The organism is Flavobacterium sp. 83 (assembly GCF_000744835.1).
In the GTDB taxonomy this organism is placed as follows: Bacteria; Bacteroidota; Bacteroidia; order Flavobacteriales; family Flavobacteriaceae; genus Flavobacterium.
Genome location: NZ_JQMS01000001.1, coordinates 1,335,659 through 1,353,006 on the forward strand (window position 1 = coordinate 1,335,659; position 17,348 = coordinate 1,353,006).

General features: G+C 31.9%; 21 protein-coding genes. 19 read left to right on the forward strand and 2 right to left on the reverse strand.

The window, feature by feature from the left end; genetic code table 11:
- Positions 1 to 10: 10 nt before the first annotated feature.
- The 7 genes from T410_RS05795 to T410_RS17200 all read left to right on the forward strand — a co-directional run bounded on the left by T410_RS05795 (position 11) and on the right by T410_RS17200 (position 3,958).
- Entirely contained in the window at positions 11 to 355 is a 345-nt protein-coding gene (locus T410_RS05795; protein WP_035669392.1) for a DUF3127 domain-containing protein, read from the forward strand.
- Between the two features lie 41 nt (positions 356 to 396).
- Positions 397 to 1,266: a leucine-rich repeat domain-containing protein gene (locus T410_RS05800; RefSeq protein WP_035669395.1), complete on the forward strand. Its 870-nt coding sequence runs from the start codon at positions 397 to 399 to the stop codon at positions 1,264 to 1,266.
- Positions 1,267 to 1,380: 114 nt separating this feature from the next.
- The gene (locus tag T410_RS05805) at positions 1,381 to 1,917 is read left to right on the forward strand and encodes a hypothetical protein (RefSeq protein ID WP_035669398.1); all 537 of its coding nucleotides are present in this window, start codon (positions 1,381 to 1,383) and stop codon (positions 1,915 to 1,917) included.
- Between the two features lie 13 nt (positions 1,918 to 1,930).
- On the forward strand, positions 1,931 to 2,137 hold the full coding sequence (locus T410_RS05810) for a hypothetical protein (RefSeq protein ID WP_035669400.1): 207 nt from the start codon (positions 1,931 to 1,933) through the stop codon (positions 2,135 to 2,137).
- Positions 2,138 to 2,145: 8 nt separating this feature from the next.
- Positions 2,146 to 2,958: a hypothetical protein gene (locus tag T410_RS05815; protein WP_035669402.1), complete on the forward strand. Its 813-nt coding sequence runs from the start codon at positions 2,146 to 2,148 to the stop codon at positions 2,956 to 2,958.
- Between the two features lie 99 nt (positions 2,959 to 3,057).
- On the forward strand, positions 3,058 to 3,459 hold the full coding sequence (locus tag T410_RS05820) for a hypothetical protein (RefSeq protein ID WP_035669404.1): 402 nt from the start codon (positions 3,058 to 3,060) through the stop codon (positions 3,457 to 3,459).
- Positions 3,460 to 3,583: 124 nt separating this feature from the next.
- Positions 3,584 to 3,958, forward strand: coding sequence for a hypothetical protein (locus T410_RS17200; RefSeq protein ID WP_238567346.1), 375 nt, complete (start codon positions 3,584 to 3,586; stop codon positions 3,956 to 3,958).
- 618 nt (positions 3,959 to 4,576) lie between these two features.
- Here T410_RS17200 and T410_RS05835 read toward each other — a convergent pair.
- Entirely contained in the window at positions 4,577 to 5,164 is a 588-nt protein-coding gene (locus T410_RS05835; protein ID WP_035669411.1) for a riboflavin synthase, read from the reverse strand.
- Between the two features lie 58 nt (positions 5,165 to 5,222).
- Here T410_RS05835 and pdxA point away from each other — a divergent pair, with 58 nt between their 5' ends.
- The 6 genes from pdxA to accC all read left to right on the forward strand — a co-directional run bounded on the left by pdxA (position 5,223) and on the right by accC (position 10,226).
- Positions 5,223 to 6,272 carry a 4-hydroxythreonine-4-phosphate dehydrogenase PdxA gene (gene pdxA / locus T410_RS05840; protein WP_035669414.1) on the forward strand — a complete coding sequence of 350 codons (1,050 nt, stop codon included), beginning with the start codon at positions 5,223 to 5,225 and terminating at the stop codon, positions 6,270 to 6,272.
- Positions 6,273 to 6,356: 84 nt separating this feature from the next.
- Positions 6,357 to 6,908, forward strand: coding sequence for a DUF177 domain-containing protein (locus T410_RS05845; protein ID WP_035669417.1), 552 nt, complete (start codon positions 6,357 to 6,359; stop codon positions 6,906 to 6,908).
- 9 nt (positions 6,909 to 6,917) lie between these two features.
- Positions 6,918 to 7,112, forward strand: a complete 195-nt coding sequence (gene rpmF / locus T410_RS05850) for a 50S ribosomal protein L32 (RefSeq protein ID WP_007137315.1) — start codon at positions 6,918 to 6,920, stop codon at positions 7,110 to 7,112.
- Between the two features lie 173 nt (positions 7,113 to 7,285).
- Entirely contained in the window at positions 7,286 to 8,284 is a 999-nt protein-coding gene (locus T410_RS05855; RefSeq protein ID WP_035669419.1) for a beta-ketoacyl-ACP synthase III, read from the forward strand.
- Positions 8,285 to 8,307: 23 nt separating this feature from the next.
- Positions 8,308 to 8,787, forward strand: a complete 480-nt coding sequence (gene accB, locus T410_RS05860; RefSeq protein ID WP_035669420.1) for an acetyl-CoA carboxylase biotin carboxyl carrier protein — start codon at positions 8,308 to 8,310, stop codon at positions 8,785 to 8,787.
- A gap of 92 nt (positions 8,788 to 8,879) precedes the next feature.
- On the forward strand, positions 8,880 to 10,226 hold the full coding sequence (accC, locus tag T410_RS05865; protein ID WP_035669422.1) for an acetyl-CoA carboxylase biotin carboxylase subunit: 1,347 nt from the start codon (positions 8,880 to 8,882) through the stop codon (positions 10,224 to 10,226).
- A 69-nt stretch (positions 10,227 to 10,295) separates the two neighbouring features.
- Here the strand turns inward: accC and T410_RS05870 are convergent, their stop codons facing one another.
- Positions 10,296 to 12,197, reverse strand: a complete 1,902-nt coding sequence (locus T410_RS05870; RefSeq protein WP_035669425.1) for a S9 family peptidase — start codon at positions 12,195 to 12,197, stop codon at positions 10,296 to 10,298.
- A gap of 237 nt (positions 12,198 to 12,434) precedes the next feature.
- On the opposite strand from T410_RS05870, the gene T410_RS05875 reads away from it, so the two are divergent.
- The 6 genes from T410_RS05875 (at position 12,435) to T410_RS05900 (ending at position 17,347) form a co-directional block, all read left to right on the forward strand.
- Entirely contained in the window at positions 12,435 to 13,547 is a 1,113-nt protein-coding gene (locus tag T410_RS05875; protein WP_035669428.1) for an FAD-binding oxidoreductase, read from the forward strand.
- Positions 13,547 to 14,287, forward strand: coding sequence for a monofunctional biosynthetic peptidoglycan transglycosylase (gene mtgA, locus T410_RS05880; protein WP_035669430.1), 741 nt, complete (start codon positions 13,547 to 13,549; stop codon positions 14,285 to 14,287). Before T410_RS05875 ends, mtgA begins: the two co-directional genes overlap by 1 nt.
- A gap of 300 nt (positions 14,288 to 14,587) precedes the next feature.
- Positions 14,588 to 15,874, forward strand: a complete 1,287-nt coding sequence (locus T410_RS05885; RefSeq protein ID WP_035669436.1) for a phage integrase SAM-like domain-containing protein — start codon at positions 14,588 to 14,590, stop codon at positions 15,872 to 15,874.
- A 755-nt stretch (positions 15,875 to 16,629) separates the two neighbouring features.
- A complete protein-coding gene (locus tag T410_RS05890; protein ID WP_035669438.1) occupies positions 16,630 to 16,809 on the forward strand; it encodes a MerR family transcriptional regulator in 180 nt (59 codons plus the stop codon).
- A complete protein-coding gene (locus T410_RS05895) occupies positions 16,799 to 17,077 on the forward strand; it encodes a helix-turn-helix domain-containing protein (RefSeq protein WP_035669441.1) in 279 nt (92 codons plus the stop codon). The genes T410_RS05890 and T410_RS05895 overlap by 11 nt, the downstream gene beginning before the upstream one ends.
- Before the next feature lie 3 nt (positions 17,078 to 17,080).
- Positions 17,081 to 17,347, forward strand: coding sequence for a hypothetical protein (locus T410_RS05900; protein ID WP_035669443.1), 267 nt, complete (start codon positions 17,081 to 17,083; stop codon positions 17,345 to 17,347).
- Position 17,348: the final 1 nt, after the last annotated feature.

Here is a 17,348-nt window from a genome sequence, read left to right on the forward strand (position 1 = left end):
ATATAGAGCTATGGCCCTAACCGCAACCCTAATCCAATTACTCCCTCTCCAATCAGGAGAATCTAAAAATGGTACTTGGAGAAAACAAGATGTTATTGTAGAAACAGAGGGACAATATCCAAAAAAAATATGCGTGAGCATTTGGGGAGATAAAATAAATGAAAGTCAATTGCAAGTTGGTAATTCTCTTATCATATCCTATGAATTGGAAAGTCGTGAATTCAATAGCAAATGGTACACTGATGTAAAAGCATGGAAAATAGAAATAGCAGAGACTAAAGTACCAATTGTTGAAAATAGTGTTTTTATAACCCCAGATTCTATTCCAGAAGACGATGAAGACTTACCTTTTTAAGTAAACTACTATAATTATTCCTTTTAAATATAAAATCAAAAATGGACGAATACACTAAGTATATAATTTTAATGCACTTGCATTGGATAAAAATTGGTTTTACTAAAAAAGACATACAGAAAATTCATTTTAAGGTTACCGATGAGTATATGTTTGAAAATGTAACGATGAAAAGAATGCAGAATAAAACAGGAGGTTTAATTGAATACCAAAATGTTATACAGACTTCTGATTTTGAAAAAATAACATGTCTTTATTTAAATTATTCCGAGCATATTCTCGATTTGTCTTTCTTGAAGTATTGTGTAAACCTTGAAGAGATTACTATAAAAAATCAAAAATTAAAAAATTTAGATGTCTTAGAAAATCTGGAAAATATCAAATTTATTGATGCCAGAGACAATGATATTGAAAACATAGATATTCTTTATTCTTTCAAAACCTTAGAAGAACTCGATCTAGAACGTAATCCGATTAGATCTTTAAAGGCTATTACGCATCTTAAAAAATTGAGAAAAGTAAATATTGATGAAATTAATAATGAAAATGAGGTTGTTGAAATACTCAAGAACAATAAAATTTGTTCCGTTAATTATATTATTAAAGGCAATGATACAGATTTTGAAAATTTTATTTTTCCTAAATACCATATTATACTTTCAAAAAAAGAGAATACTATTTCAATCGATTTGGAAGCTACAACTGATGAATATAAAATAGGTACAAAAATAAATTTTCCAAAAGAACTGGGAATTCAACCAGATTTCAAGGATAGATATATCACTAAAATAAAGCACGAAGCAATAGAAAGATTAGTGGAAATTATAGGAAACACAATTCAAATAAATGATAAACAAATGTTTTATGATATGGATTATTATTGGTTTCAATATAAACATGATTTGGTTTGATGAATACCTGAGAAATTGAAAAAACTGAAATTCTATTATGTATCAGATTATGGAGAGTAAGAAATCTTATTCTCTTATTAAAAGAGAAATTTTAAAATTAAAAAGAAACAAAATATGGAAAGAAAATTTGTACAGGGAAAAGAATATGTTTTTGACAGAGTAAATGTTGACGATAAAATAATAACATTGGCTGGAATAATTTCAACAGTAAACCCCGAGATGGTAGAGTTTTCAAGTTATCGACCAAAAAAAATAAACTCAAGTTTTGAAGATTTAAAAATTATTTGTTCAGTAAATGAATTTATGAGTGAATTAAAATTTTTATGTGAGTATATGAACAAAAAAGGAATTGGAGATGATACATTTTCTAAAGCTTTTTCTTTGCTTTTAGAGAAACATATTAAAGAAATTGGAAGGTTAATTGATACCGATTTATATACTTATGTTGATAAAGCATTGATTTTATGGAACTCAATTATGGTAAGTTATCGTGCTCAATTATTACCTGACGATGCTGAGAAACTATGGGTAAAGATATTTCAAACTGCACTTAAAGAATATAAAAACTTCATATATATAACTCAATATGATTTGACTAATCCACTTAATCCAAAACCTTATTTAGTTAAACTAACTGATTTACAAAAATAGTTGACACCCAAAAATGAAATTAAAAATCATATCAATACTAATACTTTTTACTACAATTATCTCTTGTAGTAAAGATGAAGAAGCTTGCAAATGTAATGAATACCTAAAATCCTCTAATGGTACTTTAACTCTGTATGGTGGAGCAGCGATGGGACTTTGTAATGGAACTATTCCAAATCCTTCACCACAATTAACTGTTTATAAAAAAGAATGTAAATAAAATCTCATATGAAAAAATTTTTAATATTTTTAGTCCTTATAGGACTTAATAAATCATATTCTCAAAATGATTATGCGACTATAAATATCTACAGACCAAAAATGATGCTAGGTTCCGCAATTACTCATACTATTAATTTGAATGGCAAAAAAGTTTGCAAAATGGATAACGGTGGTCATTTAGAATATAAGATGTTTACCCAAGCAAATGTTTATATTACTATTGATGGCAAAGAAGATATTGAGAGAAAAGATGGTGTTAAAATTAGCGTCGAAAAAGGTAAAATTTATAACATTAAAATCTACCCTAAATTCGGTAAAATGGGTATAGAACAAATTGGAAACCCGATTGAAAAAGAGGATTTAAAATCTAAATATTATATTTCCCTAAATGACATTGGATTTGATGGTAATGCGACTAATAATGAAATGCCAAAAACTGAATGGACAAAAGAAAACTTAATTAAGCATTGGAATGAAAACGGCATATCCGAGATCGAAGGCATTTATGAAGTTGTAGGTGGAAAAATTAAGTATGAGCTTGCAGTAATAAAAAACAATGGTACTTATTCTCTAATCTATTTATCCGGGGCAAATGGCTCGTCTTGGAATACAGGAGACATTAAGGCAACACTAAAGAAAACGGCTTCTTTTGGTATGTTTATGTCAAATTGGTATTTACTTAATAAATTACAATCCAAAGATGTACTGATAACATTCAAAGATTCAACATTTTCAGTTGTATCAGGAGAGAGTAACGATAATGATACCTATGTAAAAACATATCCCACTTATGAAAGTAAAGTGAAGAAAAAAGAATAATAGATAGCCGATGCTGTAACACCTTGACACATAATTTTCAATTACCAAAAGACGAAGATTTGTCTTTTTAAACTAAAATTACAATTATTCAATATACAAATGACTTCAAAAAAAGAATTGATTATTAAAGCATTTTCTGAAATGAATATCTCATTATTAGAAGTGACTTTAGATGAAAATAAGTACTATCACAACGGTCTTGATAAAAAATCCTTTATAGATAAAATAAGTGATGTTTTTGATAGATTTAAAAAAGAAAATGACACTATTTTAACACCTTATAAAGGAAATTGTAAAGACTGTGAGTGCTTTGGCAAAGTAAAATGTACTGGATTTGCATTTGTTGGTAATGTTTCAAACAATGGGATTAACATGAAATTTGAAGAGATTGAAAACGACTACTTTAACATTCAGAGGTGTCATGATTTTAAAATTCATAACAAAAGCATAAAGCCAATTTCTAATTTAACGATTGAGGAATTTGATGATCTTCGTATTTAGAACTATATCTTAATTATACCGTTGTAAAATGGTTAAGGATTATAATGATTTTTTTCCAATATTAAAAAACACCAATTTATTTGACCACCTCGAAAGGGTGGTTTTATTATTTAATACAGCACCAATGAATAGAAAACTACAAAAAGAGTTAAAATTTAAAATAGGAGAGCAGTATGGAAAATACGAATTTGAGTTAGATTGGGTAACAACTGTATTGGATAATAATTTGAGATATGAAGTTTACCAGTATATAGGCAATGATAAAAACACTATATTTGACTTTGAAGTTCACAAAATCTTATTAGCTTATAATTGTGATTTTCTTGCTGGTATTTTCTATTTTATTAAAGGAGATAGCTATTCTAAAATACTCTCAGAAGTTCAAAATGAATTTTCTTGTACCACAAAAATAAAAATAAATGTGGTTAAAAAGAGTAAAAATATTACGGAGCTATTTATACTAAGCCATAGGCTTTCAAGTAACTCTTTTCATATATGAAACAAGTTCAGGTTAAACATAGGTTAAACATTTATAAGATTAAAAGTAAAAAAGAGATAAGTAAAGATGATTCAAAACTTTCTAAATACTTGGTTTCTTTGTATTTGAAAGCAAAAGAGAATAAATGTAACATATATAGGAGTGACTCATAATCAGGTGGTCCCTGGTTCGAGCCCAGGTGGGACCACAGAAAAAAGACCCTAAAAGACAAATGTTTTTTAGGGTTTTCTTAAATGTGCTGAAAACCAATCAAGTGTAAAAAACGTATCTTTGTTATATTAAGGATAAGTATTTGTTATTTATGATTTAGTAAGTTTTGTTATTTCAGTAAATTTATTATTTTTGAAGCCATGAAAATTGAGTCAAACAAATTTTATTTTTTAGCATTTTTCCTTTTTGGGATTATGAATATTTTTGCAGCAGACCCTCCTACGCCATCACCATTTGGGAGAAGGAGACTACCGCCTCCGCCTCCAGGCTTGCCTATTGATGAAAATATTTTTATTTTAATGATAATTGCAATTTTATTTGGTATTTATATCATTTATAGCTTCAAACTAAAAACAAAAACTCCAATTTAAATTGGAGTTTTTGTTTTTATAGAGCTTACCTGCTTTTCTATTTTTTAGAGTACAGTCTGGAAACGTATTTGCCAATCACGTCAAACTCAAGGTTGATTTTTGTTCCTACTTTAAAGGATTTGAAATTGGTATGTTCGTGTGTGTAAGGGATAATAGCTACGCTAAACTGATTTTTCTTCGAGTTTACTACAGTTAAACTTACTCCGTTTACAGTAATTGATCCTTTTTCGATGGTGATGTTGTTGAGCGTTTCGTCGTATTCAAAAGTATAAAGCCAACTGCCGTTCGTCTCTTCGGCTACGATGCAGGTTCCTATTTGGTCGACATGGCCTTGTACGATGTGACCGTCCAGTCTATCTCCCAGTTTCATTGCTCTTTCAAGATTTACACTGTCGCCTTCTTGCCAATATCCTAGATTTGTTTTTTTTATAGTCTCGTCAATAGCAGTTACTGTGTAAAAAGTATCATTAAGTGCAACTACAGTTAAACAGATTCCGTTGTGGGCTACGCTTTGGTCTATTTGCAATTCGCTGGTGATTGATGAATTCACCGTGATGTGAATATTGTCTTTCTCTTTTTTTATTTCTTGGATTGTACCAAGGGTTTCTATGATTCCTGTAAACATTTCTTATTTTATTTTACTAAATTTGCACTTCAAAATTAGCAATAAATAACGTGAGGTCATGATGAAAAAAGCAGAAAATATAATCGTTGGGATTTCTATAGGAGATTTGAACGGTATTGGAAGCGAAGTGGTATTGAAAACATTTGAGGATTCACGCATGTTGGAACTTTGTACGCCGGTTATTTTTGCCAATGTTAAGATAATGTCATTTGTAAAAAAGAGTTTTGAATCTACTTCTACACTTCACGGGATTGATAGGTTAGATCAAATTGTTTTGGGAAAAATCAATGTTTTGAATCTTTGGAAAGAGGGTATTGATTTAAATCCGGGTGCAAATGATGAGAAAGTGGGTCAATACGCTATAAAATCATTTGTTGCGGCGACTAAGGCTTTAAAAGAAGGATTGATTGATGTGTTAGTAACAGCTCCTATTAATAAATACAATATACAGTCAGAAACGTTTAAGTTTCCGGGTCATACAGATTATTTAGACCAAGAGTTAGAAGGGAATGCGTTGATGTTGATGGTGCAGGATAATTTGAGGATTGGTTTATTGACGGATCATATTCCTTTAAATGAAGTTGCATCACATTTGACAGAAGAATTGATAAAGCAAAAAATTGAAACTATAAAACAATCGTTAATTCAGGATTTTAGCATTAATAAACCAAAAATCGCTGTTTTAGGATTGAATCCGCATTGCGGTGATGGAGGAGTTATAGGAACAGAAGATGATTTGATAATAAAACCAGCATTGAAAAAAATATTTGATAAAGGAACGTTGGTTTTTGGTCCTTTTGCGGCGGATGGTTTTTTTGGCAGCAATCAATATGAGAAATATGATGCTGTTATTGCGACTTATCATGATCAGGGATTAATTCCTTTCAAAACATTGTCTTTTGGGAAAGGGGTGAATTATACGGCGGGTTTAGATAAAATTAGAACTTCGCCTGATCACGGTACCGCTTATGATATTGCGGGAAAAGGGGTTGCGGATTATAACTCATTTAAGGAGGCTGTTTATCTTGCTATAGATATCTTTCATTCGAGAAATCAATACAAGGAAATCAGTCAAAAACCTTTGAAAACAAAAGAAAAACAGTTGTGAACAAAAAAAGGTGAATAACATTATTAGATTTGTAATAATTTTATATCTTTGCACTCCCGAAGTTTAGGGTAAATTGTTGTTGAAATGAACAAGACAAAAGAATATTTAATTCCTTTCGTAGGATTAAAGCTAGGGAAACATCAATTTGAATATCAAATAAGTAATGCGTTCTTTGAAATCTTTGATTATAATGAATTTCAAAATTCAGACATCAAAGTAAATGTAGTTTTAGAGAAAAAAAGTACAATGCTGGAATTAAGTTTAAAGCATAAAGGAACAGTAAATGTTCCTTGTGATCTTACCAGTGAAGATTTTAATTTACCTATTAAAGGCAAAATGAAATTGATTGTTCGTTTTGGAGAAATGTATAATAATGACAATGAAGAATTGTTGATTTTGCCACACGGAGAGTTTGAAATAGATGTTGCACAGTATATCTATGAAATGATAGTGTTGTCCGTGCCTCTAAGACGAGTTCATCCAGGAATAAAAGATGGAAGTTTAAAAACTGAAGCTTTGGTAAAACTGAAAGAACTGACAATTAAAGAACAAAAAAAAGAGCATAAACAAGAACAAAAAGAAGAAAATATTGACCCACGTTGGGACAAATTAAAGCAACTATTAACGGATAAATAATATAGTAAAATGGCGCATCCTAAGAGAAAAATCTCCAAAACAAGAAGAGATAAAAGAAGAACACATTACAAAGCTACTGTAGCACAAATCGCTACTTGCCCAATTACAGGGGAAGCACATTTATATCACAGAGCCTACTGGCACGAAGGAAAAATGTATTACAGAGGGCAAGTTGTTATAGATAAATCTGTAGCTGTTGCTTAATACCTTTTTGTAAATGATATTCGAACTCTCACATCGTGAGAGTTTTTTTGTTGTTTATAATTTTCATTAAATAAGAAGTTATAAATCAATACGCTTTGGTATTTTTTTTGTAATTTTCAAGTCTTTTAAAAATTTTTCAGATGGAAGCATTTGATAAGAAATAATTGAATACAATGAATACAATTACAGCCGCAATTACAGCAGTTGGTGCCTATGTGCCGGACTTTGTACTTTCAAACAAAGTGCTAGAAACAATGGTTGACACTAATGACGAGTGGATTACCTCTCGTACAGGAATAAAAGAAAGAAGAATTCTTAAAGATGAAGATAAAGGGACTTCCTACTTAGCCATAATGGCTGCAAAAGATTTATTAGCTAAAGCAAATATTAATCCTTTAGAAATTGATCTTTTAATAATGGCAACCGCAACGCCAGATATGCCCGTAGCATCAACGGGAGTATATGTAGCAACTGAAATAGGAGCTACAAATGCTTTCTCGTACGATTTGCAAGCTGCATGTTCTAGTTTTTTATATGGAATGTCAACAGCAGCAGCTTATATTCAATCAGGTAGGTATAAAAAAGTACTTTTGATTGGGGCAGATAAAATGTCCTCGATAGTTGATTATACGGATAGATCAACTTGTATTATTTTTGGTGATGGTGCTGGAGCAGTTTTGTTTGAGCCTAATTACGAAGGTCTGGGATTACAAGATGAATATTTGCGCAGTGATGGTGTAGGGCGTGATTTCTTAAAAATTCCTGCTGGAGGTTCTTTAGTTCCGACTACCTTAGAAACTGTAAAAGATAATCGACACAATATTATCCAAGATGGTAAAACTGTTTTTAAATATGCAGTTACGAATATGGCTGATGCGAGTGAACAAATTTTGAAAAGAAATAATTTGACCAATGATGATGTAGATTGGTTGGTTCCACATCAAGCGAATAAACGAATCATTGATGCTACAGCGAGTCGAATGAATTTAGAAGACTCAAAAGTTTTAATGAACATTGAGAAATACGGAAACACCACCTCTGCAACTTTACCGTTAGTAATAAGCGATTTTGAACATTTATTCAAAAAAGGCGATACAATTATTTTTGCAGCTTTCGGAGGAGGATTTACTTGGGGTTCTATATACTTGAAATGGGCATACGATAAAAAATAAATTTAAACTAAAAATAAATAATTATGGATTTAAAAGAAATTCAAAATCTAATCAAGTTTGTGGCAAATTCAGGTGTTGCAGAAGTTAAATTAGAGATGGATGATGTTAAAATCACCATTAGAACAACTTTAGAAGGGAATGTAACTGAGACGACGTATGTTCAACAAATGCCTGCTCAAAATGCACTTCCACAAGCGGCAGCTCCACAACAAATTGCTCCTGTAGCTCCCGTTGCTGAAGCTCCAGTAGTAGAAAATTCTCATTATATTACCATAAAATCTCCAATCATTGGAACATTCTATAGAAAGCCATCACCAGATAAACCTATGTTTGTTGAAGTAGGTAAAACAATTTCTAAAGGAGATGTACTTTGTGTGATTGAAGCAATGAAATTATTTAATGAAATTGAATCTGAAGTATCTGGTAAAATTGTAAAAATATTGGTTGACGATATGTCTCCAGTAGAATTTGACCAACCTTTATTCTTAGTAGATCCATCATAAGAAATTTTGAATGATGAATTTTGAATGAGACATTGTTTTTCAATCATTCAAATAATTTAAAATTTATAATTATAATTTATAATTTCAAGAAGATGTTTAAAAAAATATTAATTGCAAATAGGGGAGAAATTGCGCTTCGCGTGATTAGAACATGCAAGGAAATGGGTATAAAAACAGTAGCTGTTTATTCTACTGCTGATGCTGAAAGTCTGCATGTAAAGTTTGCTGATGAAGCGGTTTGTATAGGGCCACCTCCAAGTAACTTATCCTATTTGAAAATGTCAAATATTATTGCCGCTGCCGAAATTACTAACGCAGATGCAATACATCCAGGGTATGGATTCCTTTCCGAAAACTCAAAATTTTCTAAAATTTGTCAAGAACATGGTATCAAATTCATTGGAGCATCTCCTGAAATGATTGATAGAATGGGTGACAAAGCTTCTGCAAAAGCAACTATGATTGAAGCTGGCGTTCCTTGTGTTCCCGGTTCAGTAGGAATTTTAGAATCATATGAACAAGCCTTGCAATTATCAAGAGATTTTGGTTATCCAGTAATGCTTAAAGCAACTGCTGGTGGTGGTGGAAAAGGAATGCGAGCTGTTTGGAAAGAAGATGAATTGTTGAAAGCTTGGGAAGGTGCCCGTCAGGAATCTGCTGCAGCTTTTGGAAATGATGGAATGTATCTGGAAAAATTAATCGAAGAGCCTCGTCATATTGAGATTCAAGTAGTAGGTGATTCTTACGGAAAAGCCTGTCATCTTTCTGAAAGAGATTGTTCCGTTCAAAGACGTCATCAAAAATTGACCGAAGAGACTCCATCTCCATTTATGACAGATGAACTTCGTGCTAAAATGGGTGAAGCAGCTGTAAAAGCAGCCGAATATATTAAATACGAAGGTGCTGGTACAGTAGAATTTTTGGTTGACAAACACCGTAATTTCTACTTCATGGAAATGAATACCCGTATTCAAGTAGAGCATCCTATTACAGAACAAGTTATTGATTATGACTTGATCCGTGAGCAAATTATGGTTGCTGCTGGAATACCTATTTCAGGAAAAAACTACTTGCCACAATTGCATGCCATAGAATGTAGAATAAATGCGGAAGATCCTTATAATGATTTCCGTCCATCTCCAGGAAAAATCACAACACTTCATATGCCAGGAGGACACGGTGTTCGTTTAGACACTCATGTTTATTCAGGATATACCATTCCACCAAATTACGATTCCATGATTGCTAAGTTGATTACAACTGCACAATCTCGTGAAGAAGCAATTAGCAAAATGAGAAGAGCGTTGGATGAATTTGTGATTGAAGGTATAAAAACGACCATTCCATTTCACAGACAATTAATGGATGATCCAAGATACATCGCAGGAGATTATACAACTGCTTTTATGGATACTTTCAAAATGAATGATCCTGAATAGTTAACTATTTTATATTAAATATATAAAACCTCACTTTTTAGTGAGGTTTTTGTTTTTAGCATATATTTATTATAAAGTTTCTTTCAGCCATTTGAAAAATTCACCTTGCCAAACTTGAGCATTTTGAGGTTTCAATACCCAATGGTTTTCTTCTGGAAAATATAGAAATCTACTTTTTATACCTCGCAATTGAGCCGCTTGAAAAGCTTCTTGCCCTTGTCCTATTGGTACACGGAAATCTTTACCGCCTTGGATGATTAAAATGGGTTTGTTCCATTTCTCCACAAGACTCATCGGGTTGAACGTAGTATAGGCTTTTTGAGCAACAGCATTGTCTTTTTCCCAATATGCGCCGCCAAAGTCCCATTTGTTAAAAAAAACTTCTTCGGTAGTTCCAAACATACTTTGAGTGTTGAAAACACCATCATGGGCAATGAATGTTTTGAAACGGTTATTATGGATTCCTGCTAAATAAAACACAGAATAACCACCATAGCTGGCGCCAACGCAACCTAAACGAGTGGCATCAACATATTTTTCTTTAGCAACATCATCAATTGCTGATAGATAATCGTTCATTACTTGCCCACCCCAGTCTTTGCTGATTTGTTCGTTCCAAGCCACTCCGTGACCTTGCATTCCGCGGCGGTTTGGTGCCACTACAATATAACCTTTAGCAGCCATCAACTGGAAATTCCAACGGAAAGAATACCCTTGTGTCAATGGAGCTTGTGGTCCACCCTGACAAAATAAAAGTGTTGGGTATTTTTTTGAAGCATCAAAATTAGGAGGAAGGATTACCCAAACTAACATTTTTTTACCGTCGGTTGTGGTTACGTATCTTCTTTCAGTTTTGCTTAATGCCAATGAATTGTATGTTGCTGTATTACTATTAGATAGTTGTTTCCAAGTGTTTTTCTTCAGGTTATAAGAATAAATTTCTGCAGCATGGTTCATATCTGTTCTTGTAACGATGATGTTGTCACCTGAAAAACCAACTAAATCATTCACGTCAAAATCCCCATTAGTGATTTGATGAACATTGACAGCAATTTTGGTTAATCCTGGAAAATTAACTTCAAATAATTGTTTTGTTCCGTCTATTGGTGCAATAAAGTAGATTTTTTTACCATCATTGCTCCACATAAAATTATCAACTGTTCCGTCCCAGTTTGAAGTCAGGTTAATATTCATTCCTTTAAAGCTGACAATAATATCATTTTTATCTGATTCGTAACCGTCACGCTTCATTTGCAACCAAGTCAAATTTCCTGTTGGAGAAAAGAGAGGAGCTGTGTCATAACCTTGATTTTCTTTAGTTCTGTTACTAGTTTTTCCAGTTTCGAGATTGTATTCGAAAATATTAGTATTGGTCGAAATGGCATATTCTGTACCCGCTTTTTTCTTACAGACATACAAAATGCTTTTACTGTCTGGCGACCAAATATAGTCTTCGTCGCCACCAAAAGGTTTTTGAGGGCTATCAAAATTCTCTCCTTTCAGAATGTCGATTCCAACGGCGCCTTCTTTGTTTTCTTTATAAAAAACATGGTTGAATTTACCTTCGTTCCAAGTGTCCCAATGGCGATAATCTAGTCCATTGTAGATTTGGACTTCTGATTTTTCAAGAGTAGGATAAAAATCTTTTCCTAGAACCTTATCGATTTTTACTTCTTCGTTGTAAACAATATACTTTCCGTCAGGCGAAATGTTCTTGTCTTTTAAAACATTTTTAGTATCGGTTATTTCAGTTGGATTTCCGCCACTTAAGGGTAAGGTGTAAATCTTAGAGTTTGATTTGTTTTCTTCAACGGAAGGAGTTGATACCTTATAAACTACATTTTTTGCATCTTTTGAAATGCCTAGGGGTGTTACTCTTCCTAGTTTCCAAAGTAATTCGGGGGTCATTACATTTTGTGCCATAGCATTTAGACTCATCATTATTAGTGTTGTAAACAGTATTTTCTTCATTTTAAAAATAGAATTTTTTGAGCCATAAAAATAGCTTATTTAAGTTGATGTTTTTTCGTTTTTAACACTTGCTTTTTAGCCCCGATAATAGAGGAAATCCTTTCCAGTCCTGAATTTGTTTCTAGATCTTGAAACAAATTCAGGACTGGAAAGATTGAAACGGCTAGCGGGATTAGCTCCTGAAATAAATTTAGAATAAATCCTAAAAATCATTATTTTTATAAAAAATATGTGGGCATGGATTTGAGCTATTGGGAATTGAAAAACTGGTTTACTGACATAGATTATACGATTGTAGGGAGCGGTATTGTGGGTTTACACGCCGCATTACGCTTGCGTGAAAGATTTCCTGACAGTAAAATTCTTGTTTTGGAAAAAGGGATGTTGCCGCAAGGAGCCAGCACTAAAAATGCCGGTTTTGCCTGTTTTGGAAGCCTTTCGGAAATTATAGATGATTTAAAATCCCATTCGGAAGAGGATGTGGTCAATCTTGTTCAGAAACGATGGAAAGGACTGCAGCTGTTGCGAAAAAGACTTGGTGATGAGGTAATTGATTTCAAGCCATACGGCGGTTATGAGTTGTTTTTGAATACGGAAGAAAGCAGTTATAACGAATGCGTGGGGAAATTACCATTTATCAATGAAATTTTAAGACCGCTTTTTAAGACCGATGTTTTTGCAAAAGAAGTGGATCGTTTTGGGTTTGGCTGTATTCGGGAATATTTGATTTTTAATCCTTTTGAGGCACAGATTGACACTGGAAATATGATGCAGGCTTTATTGAAACAAGCGATTAATGAAAATATTTTGATTCTGAACCAGCAAACGGTAACAGCGTATTTAGACAAAGGAAATTGTGTAGAAGTAGCGCTTGGGGATTTTAGTTTCACTACTAAAAAAATGTTGTTTGCTACTAACGGTTTTGCAAATGCACTAACTGATGGTGCTGTAAAACCTGCCAGAGCACAAGTTTTGATTACTGAGCCAATTAAAAATTTAGATATAAAAGGGACTTTTCATTTGGACAAAGGCTATTATTATTTCAGGAATATTGGAGATAGAATATTGTTAGGCGGAGGGAGAAACCTTGATTTTGAGACGGAAACAACAACCGAATTTGGTCAAACGGAAATTGTGCAAAAAAAATTGGAACAATTATTAAAAGAAGTAATTTTGCCGAATCAGGATTTCAAAATTGCACACCGTTGGAGTGGAATTATGGGTATAGGCAACAGCAAGAATCCTATCGTTACACAATTGTCAGAAAATGTGTATTGTGGTGTACGATTAGGCGGAATGGGAGTGGCAATAGGAAGTTTAATAGGAACAGAATTAGCAGAATTAGTATAATGGCAACGAAAATAACACCAAAAAGATCAAAACAACCTACAAAAAAAGAATCAACAACCTTTATGGCTAAAGTAAAACGTTTTCTGCTTAAAATTTTCTTATGGTTCATTGGACTTTCTTTGTTTTTTGTAGTCCTTTTTAAATTTGTACCGGTTCCATTTACTCCTTTAATGGTGATTCGAGCCATTGAAAATAAAATGGCGGGGAAGGAAAATTACTTCAGTCATGACTGGGAGCCTATAGAAAATATATCAGTTAATTTACAAAAAGCGGTTATTGCCAGTGAAGATGGAACCTTTTTGAAACATAATGGTTTTGATTTTACTGCGATGCAAAAAGCATATAAAAGCAACGAAAGAGGTCGCAGAATAAAAGGTGGGAGTACAATATCCCAACAAACTGCAAAGAATGTATTTCTGTGGCAGGGGAGAAGTTATTTAAGAAAAGGACTCGAAGCTTATTTTACTGTTTTGATAGAAGCAATCTGGGGAAAAAAACGAATTATGGAAGTGTATTTAAATAGCATTGAAATGGGTGATGGGGTGTATGGAGCGGAAGCAGCAGCTCAACACTGGTATAGAAAAGATGTTTCTAGTTTAACCCCACAACAAGCTGCAGGAATAGCTGCAATATTACCAAATCCAAGAAAATATTCAGCGACTAGTTCGTCATCTTACATTAACAGAAGAAAAGACAAAATTGTTCGTGTCATGAGACATGTGGGAAAAATTGAATATTAGATTTAGGTCAGATTTCTCTTTTAATGTAATCCTAAAAACTGTTAAAACTAAAAAACCGTAAACTCTTAATTAAAAGATTTTACGGTTTTTTTGTGGAGAATATCGCACCACTTAAAACGTAAAGTAGAATTACCTCAACACTTAATTTTATTGCAAACTTAGTAATAAATGCAATGATTACAATACTTTATAAGTTATTAAAAATGTATTGTAATTTGCAGTAGATTGCGACAAACACGCTTTTACCGTACAACTATCGTACAAGTTGATTATATTTGTAGTGTTCAAATATCAAACACTATGGCAACTATCAATTTTCTTTACCGTTCTACAAAAGACAAAGCAAATTTACATTTACGTTTATTGTATCGTTTCAATGAAAATGATTTTGTTATTGGAGCAAATACAAAGTTTGAAGTTTTAAAAGACTACTGGAACAACCAACATAAAAAACGAGTATTTAAGAAAACGAATAACGTTGATGAGTTAAACCAAATTCAAGATATTAAGGCAAAGCAAAACGATGTTGATAATGAACTCAACAAAATTGAAAATCATATTTTAAACGCTTTTAATTCTGTTAATCCTGATAAGGTAAATAAAGGCTGGTTGCAAACTCAAATTGATTTGTATTACAATCCTGTAAAAGTTATTGAAGTTATGCCAACAGAATTGATAAACTACATTGAAACGTACAAGGAGGACAGACGTAATGAAGTAACCGAAAGCACCATAAAAAAATGTAATGTAGTTAGAGAACTTTTAAAAAGGTATCAAACGGAAATAGTTAAAACGCTTTTATTAACCGACATCGATACTGAATTTAAAAAAGACTTCGAAAACTATTGTATTACTCAAAATTACGCACCAAATACCATTTCGAGAACGATACGATTTATAAAAACTATTTGTATTCACGCAAAGAGCAAAAAAGAAGACGTAAACCCAGATTTATACAATATCAAAGTAAAATATTATAAAGTTGATAGTATTCATTTAACTTTTGATGAGATACAAAAAATTGAGAATATCCAAAAAGATAAATTAACCGAGAGTTTAGAAAATGCAAAAGACTGGTTAATTATTAGTTGTTATACAGGTCAAAGAGTATCGGACTTTTTGAGGTTTACAAATAAAATGATACGTATTGAAGACGGTAAAAGTTTTATTGAATTTACTCAAAAGAAAACCGATAAAATTATGACTGTTCCAGTACACCCAAAAGTTATTGAAATACTCAACAAAAGAAACGGTATGTTTCCCTATGCTATTTCAGACCAAAAATATAATGACTATATCAAAACCGTTTGTGAGATTGCCGAAATTACTCAAATGGTTTACGGTAGTAAGAAAACAGAAACCGCACCCGAAAGCGGAATATTTCGCAAAGAAACAAAAGAATACAGAAAATGCGATTTAGTTACCTCTCACATTGGAAGACGTTCCTTTGCATCAAATTTTTACGGAACTATTCCAACTTCTTTATTGATAAATATTACTGGCCACAGTACCGAAACAATGTTTTTAACGTACATAGGCAAAAGCAATAAAGATTTAGCAAAAGAAACCCACAAGTATTTTAAATAGTAAAAAATAAATGTTTTATTTTAAGTACATATTTTACACCTTTTACACCTACAAAAGTAAAAGCAGAAAAAGTTTGCGAAAGATTAAAAATCTATTAGAGTAAAAACACAAATATATTTGTAAGGTTATTCTTTAAAATATAAAAAATATGCTATTTAATGAAAATTATTTTTCAAGCCTTATTAACATTCGAAGCGTAAAAAATACAGTTTCTAATTGTGCGTTTTGAATATTCAATAACTAATTGATTTACAATTTGTTAGAACAAAATGATATATCAAAATCATAGTATATCATTTTTAACTAATTGATTTTCACTATTAAATAAAAATAAAAAAAAGTTTAAAAGAAATTAAATTTTAAAAAGTAAGAAAAATTTACGGAATCAAAAACGATAAAATATTAAATACAAAATTGAATTTGTCAAATTGCAAAAGTAAAGTGCGACATCAGATGTTAATAATTAAATCATCTAAATTGCTATCTAACATAAAAAGAAGAAATATCTTTGTAAGGAAAATAAGTAGGAATAAAAAAACCCACTATCTTCAAAAAACTGAAAACAATGAGTTTATTTTGAAATTTTGAAGTAGCAAGTACAACAAAAGTATTAAATTTTGGTCGGTCTAATACTTTGCAAATATAACTAAAATCTTAATTAGTTGTATTTTTTGTACAGTTACTTCTCATCACTTCATTTTAGCATTTTGTTTTTCAGTTAAATAAATTATTTACTAACTGTTAAGAGCAAAATTATGCACTACCTAACAACAAGGGAGGTTTCTCAATTATTGGGATACACTCAAAGAAACATTTGCTATTTGATTAAAGCAAAAAAGATCACTCCAGCCATTACATTACAGAATGGACACTTTTTATTTACTGCAGAAGATGTGGCTTTGTATAATTCTAAAAAATTGAATTATGCAGTATAGTACATTAGTTCAGGTAACACCCGAAGCATTAGTAAAACTAATTAATGAGGGTGTAAAAAGTCAATTAGAAGAATTTAAAAAGAACCTTAACACCAACGATCCTGACATTTTACTCACTCGAGCCGAAGCGTGCGAGTTTCTAAAAATTGAGCAAACCACTTTGTACCATTGGGTAAAGGCTGGTAAAGTTCAATGTTACGGTATTGCAAACAGACGGTTTTTTAAAAAATCCGACTTAATGAATAGTTTAACCTTACTAAAAAAATAGGCTATGAACTACACAGGCAAAAACGAAACAGACCAGTTAAGAAAAGTATTTAATGCTTTTTTTGAAAACCCAATGACAATGAAAGAAGTCGATGTTTATACAGGCATAATGCGTGAAAACATTTGTAGGTATGTAATGACTTTCAGGAATGAAAACCGCATTGAATTAATTGGATATAGAAAATGTAGTATTACAGGACATAATAAGGTTGGTATTTATACGACAAACCCCGATTTATTTCCAAAGTCGAACCAATTAAAAATGTTTTAGG

Bases quoted from the DNA above. Each gene is read 5' to 3' on its own strand.
- accC (WP_035669422.1), top strand. From the start codon at position 8,880: ATGTTTAAAAAAATATTAATTGCAAATAGGGGAGAAATTGCGCTTCGC.
- T410_RS05795 (WP_035669392.1), top strand. From the start codon at position 11: ATGGCCCTAACCGCAACCCTAATCCAATTACTCCCTCTCCAATCAGGA.
- T410_RS05800 (WP_035669395.1), top strand. From the start codon at position 397: ATGGACGAATACACTAAGTATATAATTTTAATGCACTTGCATTGGATA.
- T410_RS17200 (WP_238567346.1), top strand. From the start codon at position 3,584: ATGAATAGAAAACTACAAAAAGAGTTAAAATTTAAAATAGGAGAGCAG.
- T410_RS05870 (WP_035669425.1), bottom strand. From the start codon at position 12,197: ATGAAGAAAATACTGTTTACAACACTAATAATGATGAGTCTAAATGCT.
- T410_RS05820 (WP_035669404.1), top strand. From the start codon at position 3,058: ATGACTTCAAAAAAAGAATTGATTATTAAAGCATTTTCTGAAATGAAT.
- T410_RS05875 (WP_035669428.1), top strand. From the start codon at position 12,435: ATGGATTTGAGCTATTGGGAATTGAAAAACTGGTTTACTGACATAGAT.
- rpmF (WP_007137315.1), top strand. From the start codon at position 6,918: ATGGCGCATCCTAAGAGAAAAATCTCCAAAACAAGAAGAGATAAAAGA.
- T410_RS05805 (WP_035669398.1), top strand. From the start codon at position 1,381: ATGGAAAGAAAATTTGTACAGGGAAAAGAATATGTTTTTGACAGAGTA.
- T410_RS05835 (WP_035669411.1), bottom strand. From the start codon at position 5,164: ATGTTTACAGGAATCATAGAAACCCTTGGTACAATCCAAGAAATAAAA.
- T410_RS05815 (WP_035669402.1), top strand. From the start codon at position 2,146: ATGAAAAAATTTTTAATATTTTTAGTCCTTATAGGACTTAATAAATCA.
- T410_RS05855 (WP_035669419.1), top strand. From the start codon at position 7,286: ATGAATACAATTACAGCCGCAATTACAGCAGTTGGTGCCTATGTGCCG.
- T410_RS05890 (WP_035669438.1), top strand. From the start codon at position 16,630: ATGCACTACCTAACAACAAGGGAGGTTTCTCAATTATTGGGATACACT.
- T410_RS05895 (WP_035669441.1), top strand. From the start codon at position 16,799: ATGCAGTATAGTACATTAGTTCAGGTAACACCCGAAGCATTAGTAAAA.
- mtgA (WP_035669430.1), top strand. From the start codon at position 13,547: ATGGCAACGAAAATAACACCAAAAAGATCAAAACAACCTACAAAAAAA.
- T410_RS05845 (WP_035669417.1), top strand. From the start codon at position 6,357: ATGAACAAGACAAAAGAATATTTAATTCCTTTCGTAGGATTAAAGCTA.
- pdxA (WP_035669414.1), top strand. From the start codon at position 5,223: ATGATGAAAAAAGCAGAAAATATAATCGTTGGGATTTCTATAGGAGAT.
- accB (WP_035669420.1), top strand. From the start codon at position 8,308: ATGGATTTAAAAGAAATTCAAAATCTAATCAAGTTTGTGGCAAATTCA.
- T410_RS05810 (WP_035669400.1), top strand. From the start codon at position 1,931: ATGAAATTAAAAATCATATCAATACTAATACTTTTTACTACAATTATC.
- T410_RS05885 (WP_035669436.1), top strand. From the start codon at position 14,588: ATGGCAACTATCAATTTTCTTTACCGTTCTACAAAAGACAAAGCAAAT.
- T410_RS05900 (WP_035669443.1), top strand. From the start codon at position 17,081: ATGAACTACACAGGCAAAAACGAAACAGACCAGTTAAGAAAAGTATTT.